A 19,340-nucleotide genomic window follows, 5' to 3' on the forward strand; every position below is an offset into this window, starting at 1 on the left:
CGCATAACTCCTAGGTCGCGCGACTGGATCGCTACCCAGCGGAAGTGAATTAGCTCCAGCACTACTTCTTCAGTTATGCAACGGCTGATCTTCAGCGTGGCTATTGAGGGACGGGCCGACCCCTTGGTCTCATTCGGCGAAGCCGGTTCACCTGCTCCCCAAAAATGTCAACCACTAACATTGGGCTGTCGCGCTAAAACCTCTCGAGTTGCAAGCCTTAGCACCAAGTGGCATATTCCAATATGGAAAATTTATCTTGATCGGGATTCCGAACATGACACCTGGTGAAATCGGCATTGAAGCTGGGAGGATCTTCACTTACAACCTTCCGTCTAACTGGTTGTTTAGATCCCAAGAGGATCAAAACGATCACGGCATAGATGCTGAGATTGAGGTCACCGATAAGAATGGGGTTGCTCAAGGCAGCGAATTCGTTTTTAAAGTGCAAATCAAGGGTGAAGCCAATTGCACCTTGCTCAAAAGCCAGCAGGTAGTGTCTTTCAATCTTCCGACCAATAAGTTGAAATACTATTTATCATTTAATATTCCTGTAATTTTAGTTGTCGTAGATGTGTCGAGTGAAATCATTTACTGGGTCTCGATTACCGATAACGATGATCTGATCTCTAAGGCGAAAACAATAGAGACCAGCTCCACCCAAATCCATATCCCCACACACAATGTAATCAAACGACGTGACGAACAGCTCGCACAGAATGTGTTGGACGCAGTAATCTCCGCCTGGGATTTTTTAGCCTTAAAAGGTGTCAAGGGTTCAATTCAACGGTTTTCAAGTTTGGACCCCCAAAGGCTAGAAAGCAGAATTTCAGAGATGGGTAACGCCTTATACAAAGCTCATCATCAACATTTAGAAAATCTGCTCGGGCAACGTGACTTTTCAACAATTTACAAAGTCTCTGCCGACTTACTGATGTCAGCCATCGTGCCTGCGGCGGACCGGTTTGTCGCAGGACTTTTCTACCGCATAGCGTTGAGAGCTGCGCCGCTGCATCAAGCTATAGTTGAGCAGGTCAATGATGTTGCACAAATCAGCATGATCTTGATTTCTTTAGCTAGAAAAGAAAAATCCGTCAACCTCAGGCATTACGCTTTTGGCTTGGCACGAGCAGCTAAACTCAAGTACGAAATCGATAGCTTGGCAGCCAATGCCAATGCTGCCAAAGCTCTCAATAGTAGTCCCGAAGGGTATCTTTTCCGCCTTCAACTACATGAGCAGTATAAAACGGTCTGTACTAGTATAAAAAAAGTGATTGACCTTCTTAGCCAAGTTGCACATAAAGGCCAGTACCATATTCTTTATGAAACTTACCTAGAGTGCGTTACCTCCCTTATATCTTTCCGTATAATCCAGCAGGAAAAGGGAAGTGAGGAATCAGTTCAATTCTTTCAAACCTGGATGGTTGCTATATTTCAGTTTTGCCTTTCGTACTCGTTACTGAGCAAAGATTTTGATCGTGCGGAGAGGCTTTACTCACTGGCCCTCCATTCCAGCCTCCTCAGCGCTGACGAAATATCCGCTCTTCGATCGTTTATTGGCACCATGAGCCCTGATGGACTCGAAATAATCATAAACGTTGAAAATAATCATGAACCCATCGTGGGCACTAATTTTCTTGATGTTAGCACTGAAGATCAAAAGTCATACTTCAGAAACACGGCGCGAAACATGGGTATGGACCCCGAAGATCCCGATAATATAATGGGGCAGATTGTAGCCCGAGCATTGATGAATTACGACCCCACAGACATAGTGAAGAATTGCGAAAGTCTATTTGTTCACTACAGGCCTGGCGGGATTGTGGCGAATAGTTTGCAAATGCATTCCGCTGGTGGAATGCACTTGTTGGTTTGCCTAAAGCACAAATATGCTCACGGTACAGGCAATTTGCTCAGCCTTCTGTACGAGCCGGACGTGGATATTCCTGGACACGGATTCAAGAAAACCCACTGTGATAATTGCACTGACTGCAAACCTCGCCCATCTGATTGGAATTGGTCTCTAGCTTGGCAGGAGAGTGAAATAATTAAGCATGGCGATATATTAAAACTCTATAAAGATTGGTAGCTGGTTGGCGGTAACAGGCGAATAAGCGTAGTCTGTTGGTGGAGATATGCACGCGGACCCCACTTCAGCGCTAGTCACTTTAAAGCTAAAGGCTCTGGGCTCCTTCGACTGAGCCTTGCCACTGCGCTAGGATTTCAGCAGTTTTCATTGCGATAATTTCAATAGATATTCCTTTATTGACTACGAAGTTTTCAGATTGCACCGCTATTTGCTTTAGCAGGCTCCCTGCCTCTTCAGTGATCGCCTCCAGCCGGGAGTGCAATGCCATAAAGGCGGCCTCGTCGGCAAGCGCTATTTGACTACCGCTTCGGGAGCTATGTACAAGCCAGTTCCTCTCTTTCAGGATCGACTTAAATCTTGCCAGTAAGGCGTCCGGTAACTTATTAGCCCTCCCCAACTGGCTAATACTCGCGCCAAAGGTATTGCGTTGAGCTTTTTCAACGAGGAGGTTCCCTTTCTCCTCTCCCATCATCGGCTCCGCCAGCTCTACCAGCACGTAATACTGAGCAGTTGAATATTCGAGGATCTGTAATTGCCACAAGGCGAAACCCACCGCCTGGGTCAAGGATTCCAACCTTTCAGCCCTCAGGTGGCTGTCGTTTAGCGCAGTCATTCGCATTTCCATATCAGATAGAGTGAATCGTTTTTGGTCAGCTTCAGCAATGATCGCCGAAATCGGTTCGCTTCTAGACATTCGCCAGCGCGAGGTCTTTGCTAGATCCGAGTGCTTTCTGCGGGCTTGCAGAGTTCATCTTTGGTCAGGGAGTACTAGGGGCTACCCCGTCTAGAACCGCTAGCCTTGCTCCCCTCGTCTTGCGTCAAAAGCGCAAGCTCGGCAATTTATAGCGCTAATGGCACTGTGCTCCTATAGTGACTGAGTTGAATCGCCCCGGATTCTCTAGACACCTTGCAAGCTCATTGTGTAACGCTTTTCAAACTCTACCGGTGACAGCTGATTGTTGAAACCATGGCGGCGTTTTACGTTGTAGAACATCTCGATGTAATCGAACACATCACTACGAGCATCTTCCCGCGTGGTGTAGAATTTTCGCTTGATCCGTTCCCGTTTCAGAAGCTGGAAAAAGCTCTCGGCCACGGCGTTGTCATGACAGTTGCCTCGGCGACTCATGCTGGCAACCAAATTGTTTGCCTTCAAAAAGCTGCGCCAATCGGAGCTGCTGTACTGGCTGCCTTGGTCGGAATGAACCATCACCTCTTGCTTCGGTTTACGCCTCCAAACCGCCATCAACAACGCATCAATAGCCAAATCACTGGTCATCTGCGACTTCATTGACCAGCCAACGACCTGACGCGAAAACAGATCCAGCACCACCGCCAAATACAACCAGCCTTCATACGTACGAATGTAGGTGATGTCGGTGACCCAAACCTTGTTGGGTTCCACGACATCGAACTGGCGCTTCAGCAAATTGGGTGAGGCGACCGTTGGCTTACCGCCGTACTTTCCAGGGCGGCGTCGATAACCTGTCTGAGAACGCAGACCTTCAAGACGCATCAGCCTCGCCACACGATGACGACCACAATCCTCACCTACTTCGCGCAGATCGTCATGGATTTTGCGATAGCCATAAACGCCGCCGCTCTCCAGCCAGGAATGCTTGATCAAACCCAGCAGTCGCTGGTCGTCTTTGGCGCGTACAGATTGCGGCTCGGACAGCCAGGCGTAATAACCGCTGGGATGGACTTTAAGCGTCAGACAAAGCCGTCGAATCGAATAGTCGCCCGCGCCGTACTTCAGCCGCACTCCTTGGCAAAGTACGCGGCGGCCTTTTTTAATATGTCTCGCTCTTCAGTGACGCATTTGAGTTCCGCTCGCAGACGACGCAGTTCAGCGTGCTGATCATCGTCCTGCTGTCGTTCTTCTTGAGGTTTGCTGTAGCGCTTTATCCAGGCATATAAGCTATGCGTCGACACGCCAAGACGGGCCGCCACTTCAGCGACGGGGAGCTTCTTTTCGGTCACTTGATTGACCGCTTGGATTTTGAATTCTTCGGGGTAACGCGGGTTGCTCATGGCACCTCCTAATTGGCCTCAGTTTAAGGCAAAGAGGTGTCTACGAAACCCGGGGCGATTCATCCACTCCGCTCGCCATGGATAAGCAACAGTCAATTGCATCCACCGCTCGCATCAAATCCATCCTCAATGATGGAAGCGTCGTGCGCATTACAACGGTGTTGCGCTCGGCCATCTCGAGGAAGCTTGCCAAGACGGCGTCGGAGTGTTGAATAAGACGAGCTAAATGTTCTCCACGAGGGCCACAGGTCCCTTTTAGCCAGTTCTTGGCAGTCCGTTCGTTTGCATTTGTCCATCTCATCAACGTCTTCACGGCTTGGTGCGTCGAGCCCAATTCACCTCGTAACGCCACCGCCAACCCCGATGCGTACTCCAGTCTGTTCGGAAAAGTATTGCCCTTTTTAGGAAACATTTTTCCCCCTTTGATCCACTATGGTTGGTAGGACACACCGCTCGCTTGAGTAGCCAGCAGAATGGGTACGCCCCAATGGCGCACATCCAGTGTGGATGCACGCAGGGGCTATTGCGTATGCGCAGTCGTAGAAGTGCTCAATCAGCAGACACTCGCCAAGACCCATGTTTGGCAGCTGCCTACGTCCGGATGTCGACAGAGCATCAGCAGTACTCGACTGAAAATCAGCTCGACACAATCAAGCTCTACGCGGCGGCGCACGCCCTCGAAATCGTCAAAATTTATACGGACGCCGGTAAAAGTGGTCTTCGCCTGGAAGGGCGTGATGCTTTGATCCAACTGTTCACCGACGTTGAGGGCGGCCAAGTCCGTTTTTCCACGATTCTCGTCTACGACGTCAGCCGCTGGGGACGATTTCAAGATCCCGATTTGGCCGCCAGCTTCGAGGTCCGGTGCCGGCAGGCAGGTGTTTCGGTTCAATATTGCGCAGAGCAATTTGCGAATGATGGCTCTCCACTTTCGAACGTCGTCAAGAATCTGAAACGAATGATGGCAGGTGAATACAGCCGCGAATTATCAGTGAAAGTCTTTGCAGGGCAGGCACGTCTGATCCAAATGGGCTTCAGACAAGGAGGGATGGCAGGCTACGGGCTTAGACGGCAACTCGTAGATGCATCTGGCGCTCCAAAAGCTGAACTGGTCTTAGGTCAACACAAGAGTATCCAGACCGACCGTATCAAGCTGATCCCTGGGCCATCAGAGGAGGTCGCGACGGTCCAATGGATCTATGAGCAATTTGTTGAGGCGGGCTACACCGAAAACGAGATTGCCGAAAAGTTAAATAATCGCGGGCTCCAAAGCGACTTGGCCAGGCCATGGACCAAGGGTGCAGTCCACCAGGTGCTGACCAATGAAAAATACATAGGAAATAATGTCTGGAACCGCTCATCTTTCAAGCTCAAAGATGAACACGTGCGTAACCCTCCGGACCAATGGATTCGGGCAGACGGTGCATTTCCGGTCTTAGTCGACCCGGTACTGTTCGCGGCAGCCAGGGAGATCATCCAATCACGCAGCTATCGCATGCCCGATGCCGAGATGCTGGAGAGACTCAAAAAGCTCTATGAGAAAGCGGGCTATCTGTCTGGCCTGATCATCAATGAGTCTGACGATTGCCCCTCCAGCACTGCTTATCAATATCGATTTGGCAGCCTTCTGCGTACATACTCGCTCATTGGTTACACCCCTTGTAGAGACTACGACTACGTTGCCGCCAACCATCAACTTCGACTGATGCATCCCCTGATGCTGGCTCGAACGGTGGAGCACATACAGCAAGTCGGAGGACGAGTAGCCATCGACCCCATAAGCGACCTACTCCAAGTCAACGAAGAACTGCTGATTTCTCTTGTACTGTGCCGCTGTCAGCGCAGTGGCTCGGGAGCACGTCGTTGGAAAATTCGCTTCGATCTTGGTCTCTCTCCGGATATCTCCGTTGCCGTCCGTATGGAACCGGGGGAAGAGTTCGCCCGCGATTACTACATCCTGCCGACAATCGATATTCAACAGCCCAACATCCGTCTGAGTGAGTCCAACGCCTCCAACCTGGAAATCTATCGCTACGACAGCCTCGAAGCACTTGCGCAGTTGTCGCGTCGCACTGTCGTGGGGAGAACCGCATGAACATGCCACAACACCCTCGAAGCCCGCATCATGTCGGGGAAGCGACAACCATCCAAATGATCAGCCTGGATCGTATTCGCGTCCTCAATCCTCGTGCGCGCAATAAACAGGTGTTTGCCAAGCTGGTCGAAAACATTTCGAGCTTGGGCCTAAAGCGCCCGATTACGGTCACCCCCAGCAGTGACCGAGACCCTACAGGTTTATTCGAATTGGTCTGCGGACAAGGTCGATACGAAGCCTTTTGTGCGCTCGGCGAGCGAGAAATTCCCTGTGTCGTCATCAGTGCCAGTGAGGTCGACCGGTTTCTCATCAGCCTGGTAGAAAACCTGGCCCGCCGTAAACACACGAACAAGGACTTGCTGTATTCCATCCAAATCCTGTCTGAGCGCGGCTACACCACCAAACAGATCAGCATCAAAACCAGTTTGGATCCCTCCTACATCAACTCCATCCTCGTGCTGTTGCGTCAAGGAGAGGAACGACTCATCGCCGCTGTGGAGAAAGGCTGGTTACCGATCAGCGTCGCGACCGAATTCGCCAGATCCAGTGATATCGAAGTGCAAGTGGCCATGGTCAAAGCCTACGAGACCGGTGTATTGAAAGGCGACCAGCTGATTCAGGTCAGACGTTTGATCGACAGACGCCGGGCCTTGGGAAAAAACTATGGTCAACGGCAATTAACCGCCGACCAGCCGACGACGCCGCAAAAGCTCCTGAGTACCTACCAAACCGAGGTCAGGCGCCAGCGAGTCATGATTAAAAAATCCGACATCAATGAGCAACGCCTACTGATCATGGTCACCGCCATGCGGCGACTGCTGGCCGACGACTACTTCTGTACGCTGCTGCGCAGCGAAAAAATTCCGGACATGCCTAAGTCGTTGGCTGACCGTATTCAAGGTGAGGGGTGATTATGAGCCAGGTGAAACAAGGCTTTGAGCGGCAGATCATCCCGGTCCCTCTCGACCGAATTCTGCCGACCCGATCTCTGAATAAGGATATCGAGCAGAGCAAAAAATACTTAACCATCCTGACGTCCATTCGGGAGTTGGGGGTCATTGAGCCGCTCGCGGTGCATCGACAACAGACCAACGTGGAGGGTACTTCAGCTTACGTATTGCTTGACGGCCATCTTCGCTTGTACGCGTTAAAAGCACTGGGCGCCAGTGAGGCACTGTGCCTGCTGTCGACCGATGACGAAGGCTTCACCTACAACCGGCAGATCAACCGCCTAACGCCTGTGCAAGAACACAAGATGATTCTCACCGCCATTCATAAGGGTATTTCCCCAGCCCTTATTGCCAAGGTACTGGGCATTAACGTGGAGCGCATCCATGAGCGCCAGCACTTGCTCGATGGCATCGCCCCCGAAGTGGCGGAAATGCTCAAAGTAAAATTGGTCAGCCAGGATGTGTTTCGGACGCTAAGAAAAATGAAACCCATGCGCCAAATTGAAGCGGTAGAACTGATGGTGTCCGCTAACTGCTTCACCCAGACCTATGCCGCTATGGTACTCGCGGCTACACGCCCGGACATGTTGATTGAGAAAAAATCCAAACTCGCCGCCGAGATCAGCGTCGAAGAAATCGCAAGGATGGAACGCGAGATGGAAAAGCTGTACCACGATTATAAAGTCGTGGAGGAGACGCTGGGAGAAACGATGCTGATCCTGGTAGTCGCGAAGGGCTATCTCGCCCGACTACTGCGCAATGAAACCATATCGGGCTACTTAAACCGCTGCCATGGCGAACTCCTCGAGGAGCTGAGCGCGATCATGGACGCGGTCAGCTCCGACGCCAGAAAGCCTGAACGGGAGTGATCATTTCACGGGGGATCGTTTTCAGTGATCCCCAAGTGGTTTCGGTTGAAACCGTCGAGATGGGCCAAATTGAGCAGCAATCTCCTGGGCGCAGGTTGCTAGCGCGTCGTCCACTTGGGACTTTTGCTGCGTTGTTGACGCCAATGCTGTATTGACCCACGTGCTGACGCAAGACTAATCCACCTTCAAATCGGCACAAATCCACCAAAGATAGTGGTTCGCGAGGAGTCAGATCGGGTCAGTGATATCTCGACAACTGGATCAATTCGGCGAGTGAAATTGACGAGTTGCTGCCGCATAAGTGGCAACCGGTTTAGTTACGCAAGACGGGATTCCCGGACGCATACGTATGTAGTTAGTGGCAGTGCGCTTGTTTTCATGGATCTAAGGTCGCCGGCACTAACTGACACCCAGCGGTGTGTAGGAGTAGTGAATGGTAAATTAGAGCGGCGCACGTTAATCAATGCCTTCGGATCTATTGCTACTGCTAATTTATGTCTAGCGTTTTCATGGCGGGCATAGCATTAAATCGTTGGCGCAATTCGAATTATTTATCATCTTTGCGCCAAGTTTTGTGATGGTTATCTATATTTTCTCCAGTTGTGATGGCGGTCGAACTCTTTGGAGGCTCGCCCTTTTTTTGGCCTTGCTTTCATTGCCGCCGCCGTCTTCACTATCGTGATGGCGGATACCCGTCATAGATTTTCCGCTTTTCTTCTAGAGCGCAAACTATGCAAACCCAGATCGCGCGGGGGTTCATATCGCCGCCCACGTCGTGAGAGTGGTGCCAGGTGTGCTGCCCTAAACGGCGGCATCGAAAACGCTGCCACATGGTTGGCGTTGCTGAGAATATTGACATCGGTAGGGTGACTTCTTTAGGTGGTGACTTCACTAGCATGTGTCGGGAGCTTGAACTGGCACAAGGCGATTTTTTCTGAGAGAGCAGTAAATCTAGGCAACTGTTTTTATCAAGAAAAATCCGTGACCAGCATTGATCGGTGGCTCCTGGCCGTTTCGACCAGAAGCCATTGTTCCAAACTTAGTTGAGACTTCAGGAAAACATTTCGCACAATAGGTCTTCGCGCATCCTCGCCCAGACCGGCTCAAGCATCTGTTTAGTCCACTTCAAGTCATTGTCGATCCCATCTATGGTTTCCCAGCAGCAGATCAACGACCGAAGCGCCATTTCCAACATTGTGCAATTGGTCGAACGCGTATTGCTGCCCGCTATCAGCTTGAAGAGACTTTCTACCAGTGGGCCTTGATCCAATTGAAGGTTGCCTCGGATGTAGTTGTGGTGCTGCTCAGGCAGGCGGTACGCCAAATGTTGAACGCAGCGCAACACACTCTTCAGCAGGTCTTGCTCAAGATCAGCCGCAGTACCAAGGCAGCTGAAATGCAACTGCATTGCATGTAGGCAGCTGTTTAACTCTTCTACAGTCATTGCTTCAGCGATATGCCGCACGCTGAGCCGAGCTAGTGAAAAGACATGATCCTCAGTGACTAAAGCAGGGACGTTGCCCGTTAGCTTCTCAACTGGGTTGCTCAACCAGGATAGATTCTGCTGGGTTTTGCGTCGATACCAGTCCCTAACGTTAGGTAGGAGTGTCGATCTCAGCCAATCATGGGTAAATTCAGCATCCCATTGCCCTCTTGGACCCCAGTGGCTGGAAAGCTCGCGCAGATTATTGGGGTTCCAACAGATACTAATGTTGGGCTCATAACGGCCGGTTGGGCCACCTTCATCATATGCATATGAAATCAGATGATATCCAGCATCCAGCGCAGTGGTGGTATTCGGTGAAAATACCTTCAGGACGCTATTGGATGCATCGAAAATGTGCTCACCAGACTCACCTTTGGCGTAATCGTGCTCGCTGACATAATCCATCATCACGCGCCAAAGAGTCCGTGGCAGGCTGACAAGCGCATGCACTGGTTGGGATGATTCACTTAGCCTCTTGAACCGAAGACATCTCCAATCGTTTTCCAGTGCCTGGATTGCGGAAAGGTAATGAGTCCATGCATGTTGCAGACACCAGTCCAGATGTTCGAACTCAGAGCTATCCAAGCTCAGCTGAAATTTTGGCGTTGTCAGAAGAAACCGATCTGGGTCGCTCAACGGGAGCGTGAAGGGGCCTTTCAGGGGGTCGTGAGGATGTCCCGCCCATTGCAGCCACCGCACAAGGTCCTTTCCGTCGATAGCAAGTGACACGCCTTCTAAATTGGACCGAGCAAACGACAGAATGGCAGACGCGCGGGGAGAACTACGATTGGGCAGAATAACTTCCATTCTGACGCTTTCGTTTTCTGCAGTGAAACGCGAATCATATTGGCCTATGTAGGTACGACGAAAGAGCCGTGGCTCTTCGGTCGGCATACTGAGGGTGTGGCAAAAGCGGTCGCGAATTTCCTTAGAAAAAAACCGCTCCACAAGCTCAGGGCTGCCCCGCAAAAGCTCTTCAATAACTCCTCGGTCCCAAACCAGTGCTTGAATGTCATGTGACTCAAGCTCAGTTTTCGCGGCGTCCCAAGCCATCAGTAGCTTATTGTTATGTTCAACATCAACTGATAGGCAGAGTATCCAAATGCGAGAGTCTGTTGCCCGCTCGCCCTTCAGAAATGCTTTTAGCCATTTTTGAATGTTTGATGGCTTAACGGTTTCCCAATGCTTTACTTCCGCGACGCTGTATTTACTCTCTCCTGTCGTTTTCCAAATGATGTCGATTCCGTCTTGCTCCTGGCCAGTTTTTCCATACTGGAACACCTGAGTGCCGCTTCCGAGATGCTGACGCTGGATCAATCGAGCGCACAGCTTTTGAAAGTCTTCCCAGTGCATCTGCCTCCAAGGCAATTCGCCGAGCTTGGGCTCGAAGTTGTCTGTGGTTACCAGTCTTGGGTCAGCTAGCAGATTTCCGAGATCAATGTCTGTGTACTTCATCCATTCCCCTGATTTTTTAAGAATGTAGCTGATGGGGTTACCGAACCACCTTCGCTTCAGTGGATGATCCGAGCTACCCGGTATCAACCCTTTGGACCACCTCTTGTCATCCCGCCGTCGGCGTTTTAAGTCGGGATCTTTGTGATTTATGACGGGCAGTCGCTCGGTTGGAGTGCAAACGGTCTCTTTCAAAGGTATCCAGAAATACTGGATGAATCAACAGTGATTTCGTGGTGTTCGGGTTTCGACACCGAGAGGAGATTGAGCAACTGACAGCGGATGGCAACCGCGAGGGGGCTTCGGCATAGTCGTTAATTTCACGCGGTAAATTCTTATGCACATCGCCCTATGGCAGACTCAATAGCTCAAGCATCTAATTGTTAGGAGATGAGGGATGTCGACGGTAAGCAAGGAAAGCGCTGAGGCTCTTAATGAAGAGGCTCCAATGGCGTTTGGTACCCCCACCAAATATCAGCCTATATCGAAGGATATTCTTGCCAAGCTGTTGACCCCTTTCCTGTACGCGTCAATTGGACAGCTTTACTTTGGGCCTGCCGGGCTGTCCGAGGATGGAGTGCCATGGGTTGTGCTGATAACGCGAGACATCAAACGTCCAGCAATTTATCGTGAATCTGGCAGGTTTGGCCTTCTTGGGTGGCGATGGAATACTTCGCCATCTTGCTTCTTCAGCCTGACAGCGATGGGGCTCAGGGAATCGAGACCCCATGTGCGATGGATGGGATCGTCAGAGGATCCGGTGGTGCAGGCAATTCGCGACGTCGGTCGAGTTCGAGTTTGCATGGCGCACCCGACAGGCAGCCACAGCGGCTGGTTCGAAGCCGTGTTTAGCATGCGTGGTCCATCAGGCCATCAGATTCCGTCCAACGCCCCGTTATTGAGGCAGTGGACATTTCCGCCGTCAGGCATCCCACACTCTGCTGTCGGTCAACGTTTTGATCCCGGTGAGCGGGGCGACAGGGATATGGATAACGAGATCCCACTTTGGCCGCATTCTTTATCTGATGGTTGGTTTACGCTGCAAGGAACAGGAGGGCCGTGGCGGGGTGATCTGGAGGAGGCTGATGAGAAAATCGCTGACTGGGCGAGTTACTTCCATCATAAACGAGCACGCGCAGCGGGTCTGCTGCTTGCAATCAAAGAGCGGAGTCTTTATGGGGAATCCCCTTGGTTGATGAATGCCGAGGGCCGATGGGTACTGCCCGGCTCTGAGGAGGAAAATGTCGAAACATTCCTGCAACAACACCAATCCATTAGGAAATGGCTGTTGGCAGTTGTTGGCCCTACGCCGGACGCATCTCTAGCCCATGAGGCCGCATTTCAGCTGCTGAATGATCCGAAAGGTATATTTGCGTTCGTTGCTAATTTCATGGGGCTAATGCGTACCCTCAACGATTTTTTGTTGGCAGAAGCTTTGCAGCAAAGCCTGGAAGCTGCACTTATCGATTCTCGTATTACTGATCTAGGTCGCAAGAGGCCTTGGTTAAAAAATATAGGAAATTCTGAACTTGAGCTCTGCACGATCAACTTGGATTCAGGTTGCCCACGGGATGATTTGGATACTCTCTGGCGTAGTGGCTTACAGTTCGGAGATCTGCTCGATGCGGGCGAATGGTTCGGGCCGACAGATTTGCCCGCTCCACTAAGCGTTGTGAATGAGGCGCTAGAGTCGGTCCGCATCGAAGGTTCGATTGAGGACGCATTCTGTTGCGCTCAACAGTTGCTGTACGAAGCGCAGGAGTCACGGCAGTGGTCAGTTCCGTGGGGGGCAAGGGTACAAATCCAATTTGGTCCATTTGTCGCAATGAGGATCTTTGAAAAAGACGGAGAGTTTTCCTGCCACTTTCTTGATGAGCAGGAAAGGTATTTTCACGTCGCCATCGGTTTGGGCCAGGGAAACCCGACGATCAGCAATGTCGATCTTGTCCGAAAGTCGGCAAACGATGAGGTCGAGTGGAATGAAGATGCCGAGGTAAGCTTGCAGCTAATTGCTTCAGCAATTGTTCGAGATTTTCTTGTGGTAGAGCAGCGCGAAAAGGTCTTCAACACCAAACCTTATCGTGCTCGAGTGGGAAAGCGAAAGATCCAGACCATCATCTACTTACCTAGAGTGCGTTATAGCCAAATGCGGCATGATCAGCCTCCGGTCAGTGATGCTGCCAAGCAGCACAGGGCAAAACATAAAGTGGCGTTCCACGTGCGTCGCTCGGCAAGCGCATCAGCAACACAGCATTTTTTGGCTCAGCGGTACGGGCTATCTATCCCTCAAGGATTCACGTTCGTCCGCCCGCATGAAAGGGGGGCGAGTGGTCTTTCTGAGCGTGTGAATATCTACAGAAGCAGGTCAGCTTCTCGCATGATTTATGAGGCAATTAGCAGTGCTCCAGAGGGTTCTAGGCCCGCATGGTTTGATTTTGAGAAAGCTTGTGCTCGACTTCTTGAGCGTGAAGGGAAGTCAGTTATTCACCAATCTGCCAATCGTGACGGCGATGGAGGTGTCGACCTTTTTGCAGTCGACCAAGACGGTGCATCCTGGGTTGTGCAGTGCAAATGCTGGGCGCCCAATCGTCCTGTAGGACCTGATGTGGTGAGGGAGCTTATAGGTTCAATTATCCAGGCGGACCGCAACTCGGATCAAAATAGCCGTGGGATGATAATCACGACAAGTCGGTTGACCCCTGGCGCGGCTTTGGAGGCTGAGGCTGCTGGATTTCGTGTCATCGATGGTGGTGAGCTATCCACCTATTCGCTTGAGTAAATAGTGATAACCCAGTGCGCATCGTCAATTTCGTGACTGGTGGGCTTTCGGGGGGGGAAGGGTAGTAACCCATTTGTCGACGCGTCGATTACGAGGAAATGACCCACTCCCAATGCTGAAGGCTGCGTCTACTTGGCATCAGTGTTTTTTGCGCACAAGCAGCATCTTGTTTAACGGTAGATTAATGTTTAGAAGATCCTTCAGATGTCATACAGGAGTTAGCTAATGTCGTTCCCCGAGCGTCTTGAGCAGTTGCTGCCGCCCTTTGTAGATCCTTTTATCAGCGCTATTTCACTAATCGAGCCTGGTGATGATCGAGACCCCCCCGGAGATCACCATGGGACCGGCTCCTTTCTTTACTTGGATGAAGTCAGGCTAATACTCACATGCGAGCATGTGGCTAGCGTTGAACAAGGCACAATGCTTGGTATGACACAATTTGGAGCTGGCCACGCAATATCTATTCCCGGCGCTTTTAGTTCAGACAAATATCCGATTGACATCGCTGTTAACCATATTCCAGATAAAAACTGGGACCGTGTGCCGCATATGGCTAAGTGTGTTGATATAGGAATGATCGCAAGAAGGCATGAGCCAGTTGATGGCGAGTATCTTTATATTTATGGGTTTCCTGGGGACGACGCGGCAGTCGGGTTTGGCCAGCATCATCACCGCGGCTTAGCAGTATTTTCTCATGAGAGAGATTTCTCTACCGTGTTGATTGATGAGGAACCTAAACCGATAGACAAGTATCATTTTTTAATACCCTATAACCCAGAACATGCAGTTCTACTTGATGGTAAAAACCCATTGCTTCCTAAGCCCCCAGGAATGAGTGGTTCGTTGGTTTGGAACACTCGATATGTCGAAGTGACAAGCCAAGGAAAAGAATGGCGCCCCGAGGACTCTCGTGTAACTGGGGTTGTTTGGGGGCACTCCTCAAAGGCTAGCGTACTGGTGGCGACCAAAATTGAATTTCTTCGTTATTTTCTAAGTATTGATAATGACTTAGATGGGTAATTGTTGGTGAGGCGACCTTGCTTTTGATCGTCGTGAGTTCGCAGCTTCGCAAGTGTATGGTTAAATAATCTTACGTAAGTCAGGTAGGTATTTACGGGTATTTCTGGAGTACCTGATCTCACTTGCTATTTGTGTCGGCATATCATTGGGATAGGCATGCGAATCGTGCTTGCTCATGCGTGCCGACTGGATCAAGCCCATTACCACCAAGGCCCCTTTTCCGCCGCGTAGAGATCCGACCAGCGATCCCTGTCGTTCATGTATCTTGCTAGGTGTTCAACTTCGAACAAGCCGCCAATCGAATGCAGTGCCTTTTCGGCTATCTCCCATAACGAGTACGTGAGTCCCCCCGGCGAAAATCGCTAGGGGCCTGCTGCTATTCCTTGATGGGTTCCAACCTATAAAGGTAGGGTATCGATGGCCGTTGAGCGCGCTAGCTAATAGGTCCAATGCTGCAGCATTGATCCCCCTCGGATGATGCTATTCTTGAAACGATAGGCGGTGCGGTGTGCGGTCAAGAAATTTGAATCTGTAATAACATGTATTTTGAGGGGGATGTATGAAGAATATCATAGTTCTAAGTCTTGCCCAGCTTTCTGAATTATCCCCGGATTCAGGAATAAATGATTATTCAATACGTGGATTATGCAATGCATATATTCTTCTGCTTGCTGCGCGAAAGTTATCGCAGGCCCAGATAGTCTGCCGAACGGGCTTCTCTTTATCTATGGTTTCAAATTGTTTTCATTCTGTTGATATTGCTACGATAGCTAGGGTTAACCATGCGATCTATGGTCAAATTTCGAGTCTCACGTCTGAAGAACTAGTTTCCTTAAGGTCGGAGATGCAAAATGACGGAAAGTGGATGCGGGCACGACTTCGAGAGCTCCGCGTCATCCCGTCGAAAAATTGCTGATGCGTCAGGTGGGTGGAATTTGTATTATTGGTTTTGGCTGTTAATATTTTTTTTGCGGAGGTATCCTGTAGTAGCCCACTCAATGTGTTGGTGCTCAATGTTGCAGCATGGATCTTCGGTATACTATAGTTTTCTCTAAGCCGGCAGTGTCGCACGTTTGATCTCGCTCTAGAATTGTATAAAAGCAACCGCCTTCGACTTCATAAAGCTCAAAGCTGCCTAGTTTTAAATCATGGCAATAAGAGAACTCTAAAAGCTTTTCCATTTGCCAGAGTGAGCCGCCATTTATGTGCGGTGGAGTGACAAGTTGCACTTCTTTTATCTGTAGCGATTTTTGGTGTTGCTCCAGTAATTCAATGAAAATCTTAGGGTCCATCACCTGAAGCATTGTTGTCGTCTGGGTTTCATCGCCTACAAGAGTGACATAGAACCATGGCAAGATGAGACTGTGCTCAATACAGCCCCAAAGAAAACAGTCGCTCTCGACGGCGGGCGATCCCAGCAAGGTGGAGGTATGCGTACGAAACATGCTTAAGTTCCATGAATGAGCCCTATAGATTGTAGCTCTATAGGACTCGCTAGCGCTTCATCTTCTGTTTTGTGGGACAAAACCATGGAATTGAAGCGAGCCTTCGGTCTCACCTTGAAGCGCATACGAATTGAGAAGGGGCTCACCCAGGAAGATTTTTCCTTGGTTAGCAGTCGGACGTATCTCAGTACGTTGGAGCGTGGGCTCAAGTGCCCTACCTTGGAAAAGCTAGAGGATCTTGCCGCCGTAATTGGCGTGCATCCTGTGACGTTGCTGGTTGCTGCATATACTAGGGAGGGCGGTGTAGAGGCTCAGGACGCTCTGCTACAAGAGGTCAAGACGCAGCTTAAGTGAGTTTTTGGGAGTTTCGGAATACGCACTTCCGCAAAAAGCCTTCTGCGCCATATGTTTAATTAACGCTATCGCTCATCCGTGAACGGTAGCGTTCACGGATGAGCTACCCCTAGCTCACTAGATGAGCTAAGGCCGCTTCAGAGTTGTATCAATGCGGGGTGACTCCGGTATTCTTGAATTGCTAGCGTCAGAGATGATGAGAAAGAGAAAAGTAGGTAATTTTTTGTGGATTAACTGGTAATTTCTTTACATTTTTCACGCGATTATGATAATTATCAGCTCATAAAAGCCCTGGGTGATGGGGGAAATTTTACATTGGTGGTCTCAGCTGTCCTTTCCCCTTTTGATCCGCAGCTTTTTCAGAACCGTAAACAAAAAAGCGAAGCCATTGATCCGGCTTCGCTTTTTTGTGGGCGCTGTTAATTGGACAACGTGGTCACACTGGCCCGTGCCGAGTGCAGTTTCTTGTAGCTATCGATCAACCGCAGGTGTCTGTCGAGTCCCTCCAGTTTCATGCTGGTCGGCGTCAAGCCATGGAAGCGCACGCTGCCGTCCACCGACCCGATCGCTGCATCCGTGCGCTCGGTGCCAAACATCCGGCGGAAATTGGCCTCGTAGTCTTGCAGTTCCAGGTCTTCGTCCAGCTTCATCTCCAGCACCACATTGACGGCCTGGTAGAACAAGCCACGCTCAACCGTGTTGTCGTTGTACTGCAGGAACATTTCTACCGCCTCTTTAGCCTCTTCAAACTGCTGCAAGGCGAGATAGATCAGCAGCTTCAACTCCAGGATTGTCGCCTGTCCCCAAGCCGTATTGTCGTCAAATTCGATGCCGATCAAGCTGGTGATGTCGGTGTAGTCGTCCAGCTCACTTTCCACCAGACGCTCAACCAGCGCTTTCAGTTCGTCTTCGTCCAGGCGATGCAGGTTCAGGATATCGGCGCGGAAGAACAGCGCCTTGTTGGTGTTATCCCAGATCAGATCATCAGCGGGATAGATTTCCGAATAGTCCGGCACCAGGATGCGGCACGCCTTGGCGCCGATATGCTCGTAGACGGCCATGTACACTTCCTTGCCCATGCCTTCGAGAATGCCGAACAAGGTCGCGGCTTCCTCGGCATTCGAGTTTTCACCCTGGCCGGAGAAGTCCCACTCCACGAATTCGTAATCCGACTGGGCACTGAAGAAGCGCCACGACACCACGCCGCTGGAGTCGATAAAGTGCTCGACGAAGTTATTCGGCTCGGTCACCGCATGACCTTCAAACGTCGGCTGAGGCAGGTCGTTGAGGCCTTCGAAGCTACGGCCCTGCAACAATTCGGTCAGGCTGCGTTCCAGCGCCACTTCCAGGCTCGGGTGCGCGCCGAACGAGGCGAACACACCGCCGGTACGCGGGTTCATCAACGTGACGCACATCACCGGGAATTCACCGCCCAGGGACGCATCCTTCACCAGCACGGGGAACCCTTGCTTTTCCAGCGCCTGAATACCGGCCAGTATCCCGGGATACTTTGCCAGCACATCGGCCGGCACATCGGGCAGTGCGAATTCACCTTCGATGATTTCGCGTTTTACCGCGCGCTCGAAGATCTCCGACAGGCACTGCACCTGGGCTTCGGCCAGTGTGTTACCGGCACTCATGCCGTTGCTCAGGAACAGGTTTTCGATCAGGTTGGACGGGAAATACACCACCGCGCCGTCCGACTGGCGCACGTATGGGAGCGAGCAGATGCCGCGTTCCTCATTGCCCGAGTTGGTGTCGATCAGGTGGGAGCCACGCAGCTCGCCGTCGCGGTTGTAAATCTTGAGGCAGTACTCGTCGAGAATCTCGGTCGGCAGTGCATCTTTACGGCCAGGCTTGAACCAGCGTTCGTCCGGGTAGTGCACAAACGCCGCATTGGCGATGTCTTCGCCCCAGAACTGGTCGTTGTAGAAGAAATTGCAGTTGAGGCGCTCGATAAACTCGCCCAGCGCCGACGCCAACGCGCCTTCTTTGGTCGCGCCCTTGCCATTGGTAAAACACATCGGCGAGTGCGCATCGCGGATGTGCAGCGACCATACATTGGGCACGATGTTGCGCCACGAAGCGATTTCAATCTTCATGCCCAGGTCGGCCAGAATGGCTGACATATTGGCGATGGTCTGCTCCAGCGGCAGGTCTTTGCCCGCGATATAGGTGCCCTCCGCTGAATTAGAAGCAGGCATCAACAACGCCTGGGCATCGGCGTCGAGGTTTTCCACTTCTTCGATCACAAACTCAGGCCCGGCTTGCACCACTTTTTTCACGGTGCAACGGTCGATGGAACGCAGAATGCCCTGGCGGTCTTTATCGGAAATGTCCGCAGGCAACTCGACCTGAATCTTGAAAATCTGGTTGTAACGGTTTTCCGGATCAACAATGTTGTTCTGCGACAGGCGGATGTTTTCGGTGGGAATACTGCGAGTGTCGCAGTACAGCTTCACGAAATAAGCCGCACACAAAGCCGATGAAGCCAGAAAGTAATCGAACGGACCCGGTGCCGAGCCATCGCCCTTGTAGCGGATAGGTTGATCGGCCACTACCGTGAAGTCATCGAACTTTGCTTCAAGCCGAAGGTTGTCGAGAAAGTTGACCTTGATTTCCATAGGGGATTACCAGAATAACGGGCTAGACGAATTGGCTGCCATTATCCGGCTTTTCAGTCGTAAGTCTTGTTGTTGTCTGGTCCTGAGCCTGGTTTACACCTGTTTCACCCTAAAGCCCGATGCACGGCAGCGGGCCTTTTTTGTGG

13 protein-coding genes and 1 pseudogene are annotated in these 19,340 nt (G+C 51.0%); 7 read left to right on the forward strand and 7 right to left on the reverse strand.

Annotated features, from left to right (window positions below):
• Nucleotides 1–274 precede the first annotated feature (274 nt).
• Nucleotides 275–2,086, forward strand: coding sequence for a DUF4365 domain-containing protein (locus tag JFV26_RS09570; RefSeq protein ID WP_201191772.1), 1,812 nt, complete (start codon nt 275–277; stop codon nt 2,084–2,086).
• Nucleotides 2,087–2,171: 85 nt separating this feature from the next.
• Here JFV26_RS09570 and JFV26_RS09575 read toward each other — a convergent pair whose 3' ends face one another.
• The 3 genes from JFV26_RS09575 to JFV26_RS34760 form a co-directional block, all read right to left on the reverse strand.
• Nucleotides 2,172–2,780: a hypothetical protein gene (locus tag JFV26_RS09575; RefSeq protein ID WP_201191774.1), complete on the reverse strand. Its 609-nt coding sequence runs from the start codon at nt 2,778–2,780 to the stop codon at nt 2,172–2,174.
• A gap of 204 nt (nt 2,781–2,984) precedes the next feature.
• A protein-coding gene (locus JFV26_RS09580) for an IS3 family transposase (RefSeq protein ID WP_201191776.1) occupies nt 2,985–4,120 on the reverse strand; the annotation gives its coding sequence in 2 pieces (ribosomal slippage) (nt 2,985–3,877 and nt 3,877–4,120; 1,137 coding nt in all).
• 40 nt (nt 4,121–4,160) lie between these two features.
• On the reverse strand, nt 4,161–4,532 hold the full coding sequence (locus JFV26_RS34760; protein ID WP_242487785.1) for a hypothetical protein: 372 nt from the start codon (nt 4,530–4,532) through the stop codon (nt 4,161–4,163).
• A gap of 117 nt (nt 4,533–4,649) precedes the next feature.
• Here JFV26_RS34760 and JFV26_RS09585 point away from each other — a divergent pair, with 117 nt between their 5' ends.
• Genes JFV26_RS09585 through JFV26_RS09595 form a run of 3 tightly spaced genes read left to right on the forward strand, consistent with a single transcriptional unit; the run spans nt 4,650 to nt 8,034 of the window.
• Nucleotides 4,650–6,215, forward strand: coding sequence for a recombinase family protein (locus tag JFV26_RS09585; RefSeq protein WP_201191778.1), 1,566 nt, complete (start codon nt 4,650–4,652; stop codon nt 6,213–6,215).
• On the forward strand, nt 6,212–7,126 hold the full coding sequence (locus JFV26_RS09590; protein ID WP_201191780.1) for a ParB/RepB/Spo0J family partition protein: 915 nt from the start codon (nt 6,212–6,214) through the stop codon (nt 7,124–7,126). The genes JFV26_RS09585 and JFV26_RS09590 overlap by 4 nt, the downstream gene beginning before the upstream one ends.
• A 2-nt stretch (nt 7,127–7,128) precedes the next feature.
• Nucleotides 7,129–8,034, forward strand: a complete 906-nt coding sequence (locus tag JFV26_RS09595) for a plasmid partitioning protein RepB C-terminal domain-containing protein (protein ID WP_201191782.1) — start codon at nt 7,129–7,131, stop codon at nt 8,032–8,034.
• A gap of 1,051 nt (nt 8,035–9,085) precedes the next feature.
• Here the strand turns inward: JFV26_RS09595 and JFV26_RS09600 are convergent.
• Nucleotides 9,086–10,975, reverse strand: a complete 1,890-nt coding sequence (locus JFV26_RS09600) for a restriction endonuclease (RefSeq protein ID WP_242487786.1) — start codon at nt 10,973–10,975, stop codon at nt 9,086–9,088.
• 394 nt (nt 10,976–11,369) lie between these two features.
• Here JFV26_RS09600 and JFV26_RS09605 point away from each other — a divergent pair, with 394 nt between their 5' ends.
• On the forward strand, nt 11,370–13,751 hold the full coding sequence (locus JFV26_RS09605; protein ID WP_201191784.1) for a restriction endonuclease: 2,382 nt from the start codon (nt 11,370–11,372) through the stop codon (nt 13,749–13,751).
• A 225-nt stretch (nt 13,752–13,976) separates the two neighbouring features.
• On the forward strand, nt 13,977–14,771 hold the full coding sequence (locus tag JFV26_RS09610; protein WP_201191786.1) for a hypothetical protein: 795 nt from the start codon (nt 13,977–13,979) through the stop codon (nt 14,769–14,771).
• A gap of 60 nt (nt 14,772–14,831) precedes the next feature.
• Here the strand turns inward: JFV26_RS09610 and JFV26_RS34765 are convergent.
• Nucleotides 14,832–15,097, reverse strand: a pseudogene (locus JFV26_RS34765) (hypothetical protein); the annotation flags it as partial.
• 684 nt (nt 15,098–15,781) lie between these two features.
• Nucleotides 15,782–16,216, reverse strand: coding sequence for a hypothetical protein (locus JFV26_RS09615; protein WP_201191788.1), 435 nt, complete (start codon nt 16,214–16,216; stop codon nt 15,782–15,784).
• Between the two features lie 84 nt (nt 16,217–16,300).
• Here JFV26_RS09615 and JFV26_RS09620 point away from each other — a divergent pair, with 84 nt between their 5' ends.
• On the forward strand, nt 16,301–16,570 hold the full coding sequence (locus tag JFV26_RS09620) for a helix-turn-helix domain-containing protein (RefSeq protein WP_201191790.1): 270 nt from the start codon (nt 16,301–16,303) through the stop codon (nt 16,568–16,570).
• 419 nt (nt 16,571–16,989) lie between these two features.
• Here JFV26_RS09620 and JFV26_RS09625 read toward each other — a convergent pair whose 3' ends face one another.
• Nucleotides 16,990–19,194 (reverse strand): OsmC domain/YcaO domain-containing protein, encoded by a 2,205-nt coding sequence (locus JFV26_RS09625; RefSeq protein WP_201191792.1) that lies wholly within the window; start codon nt 19,192–19,194, stop codon nt 16,990–16,992.
• Nucleotides 19,195–19,340: the final 146 nt, after the last annotated feature.

Origin of the sequence: Pseudomonas sp. TH31 (assembly GCF_016650815.1) — a bacterium.
Classification (GTDB): domain Bacteria; phylum Pseudomonadota; class Gammaproteobacteria; order Pseudomonadales; family Pseudomonadaceae; genus Aquipseudomonas.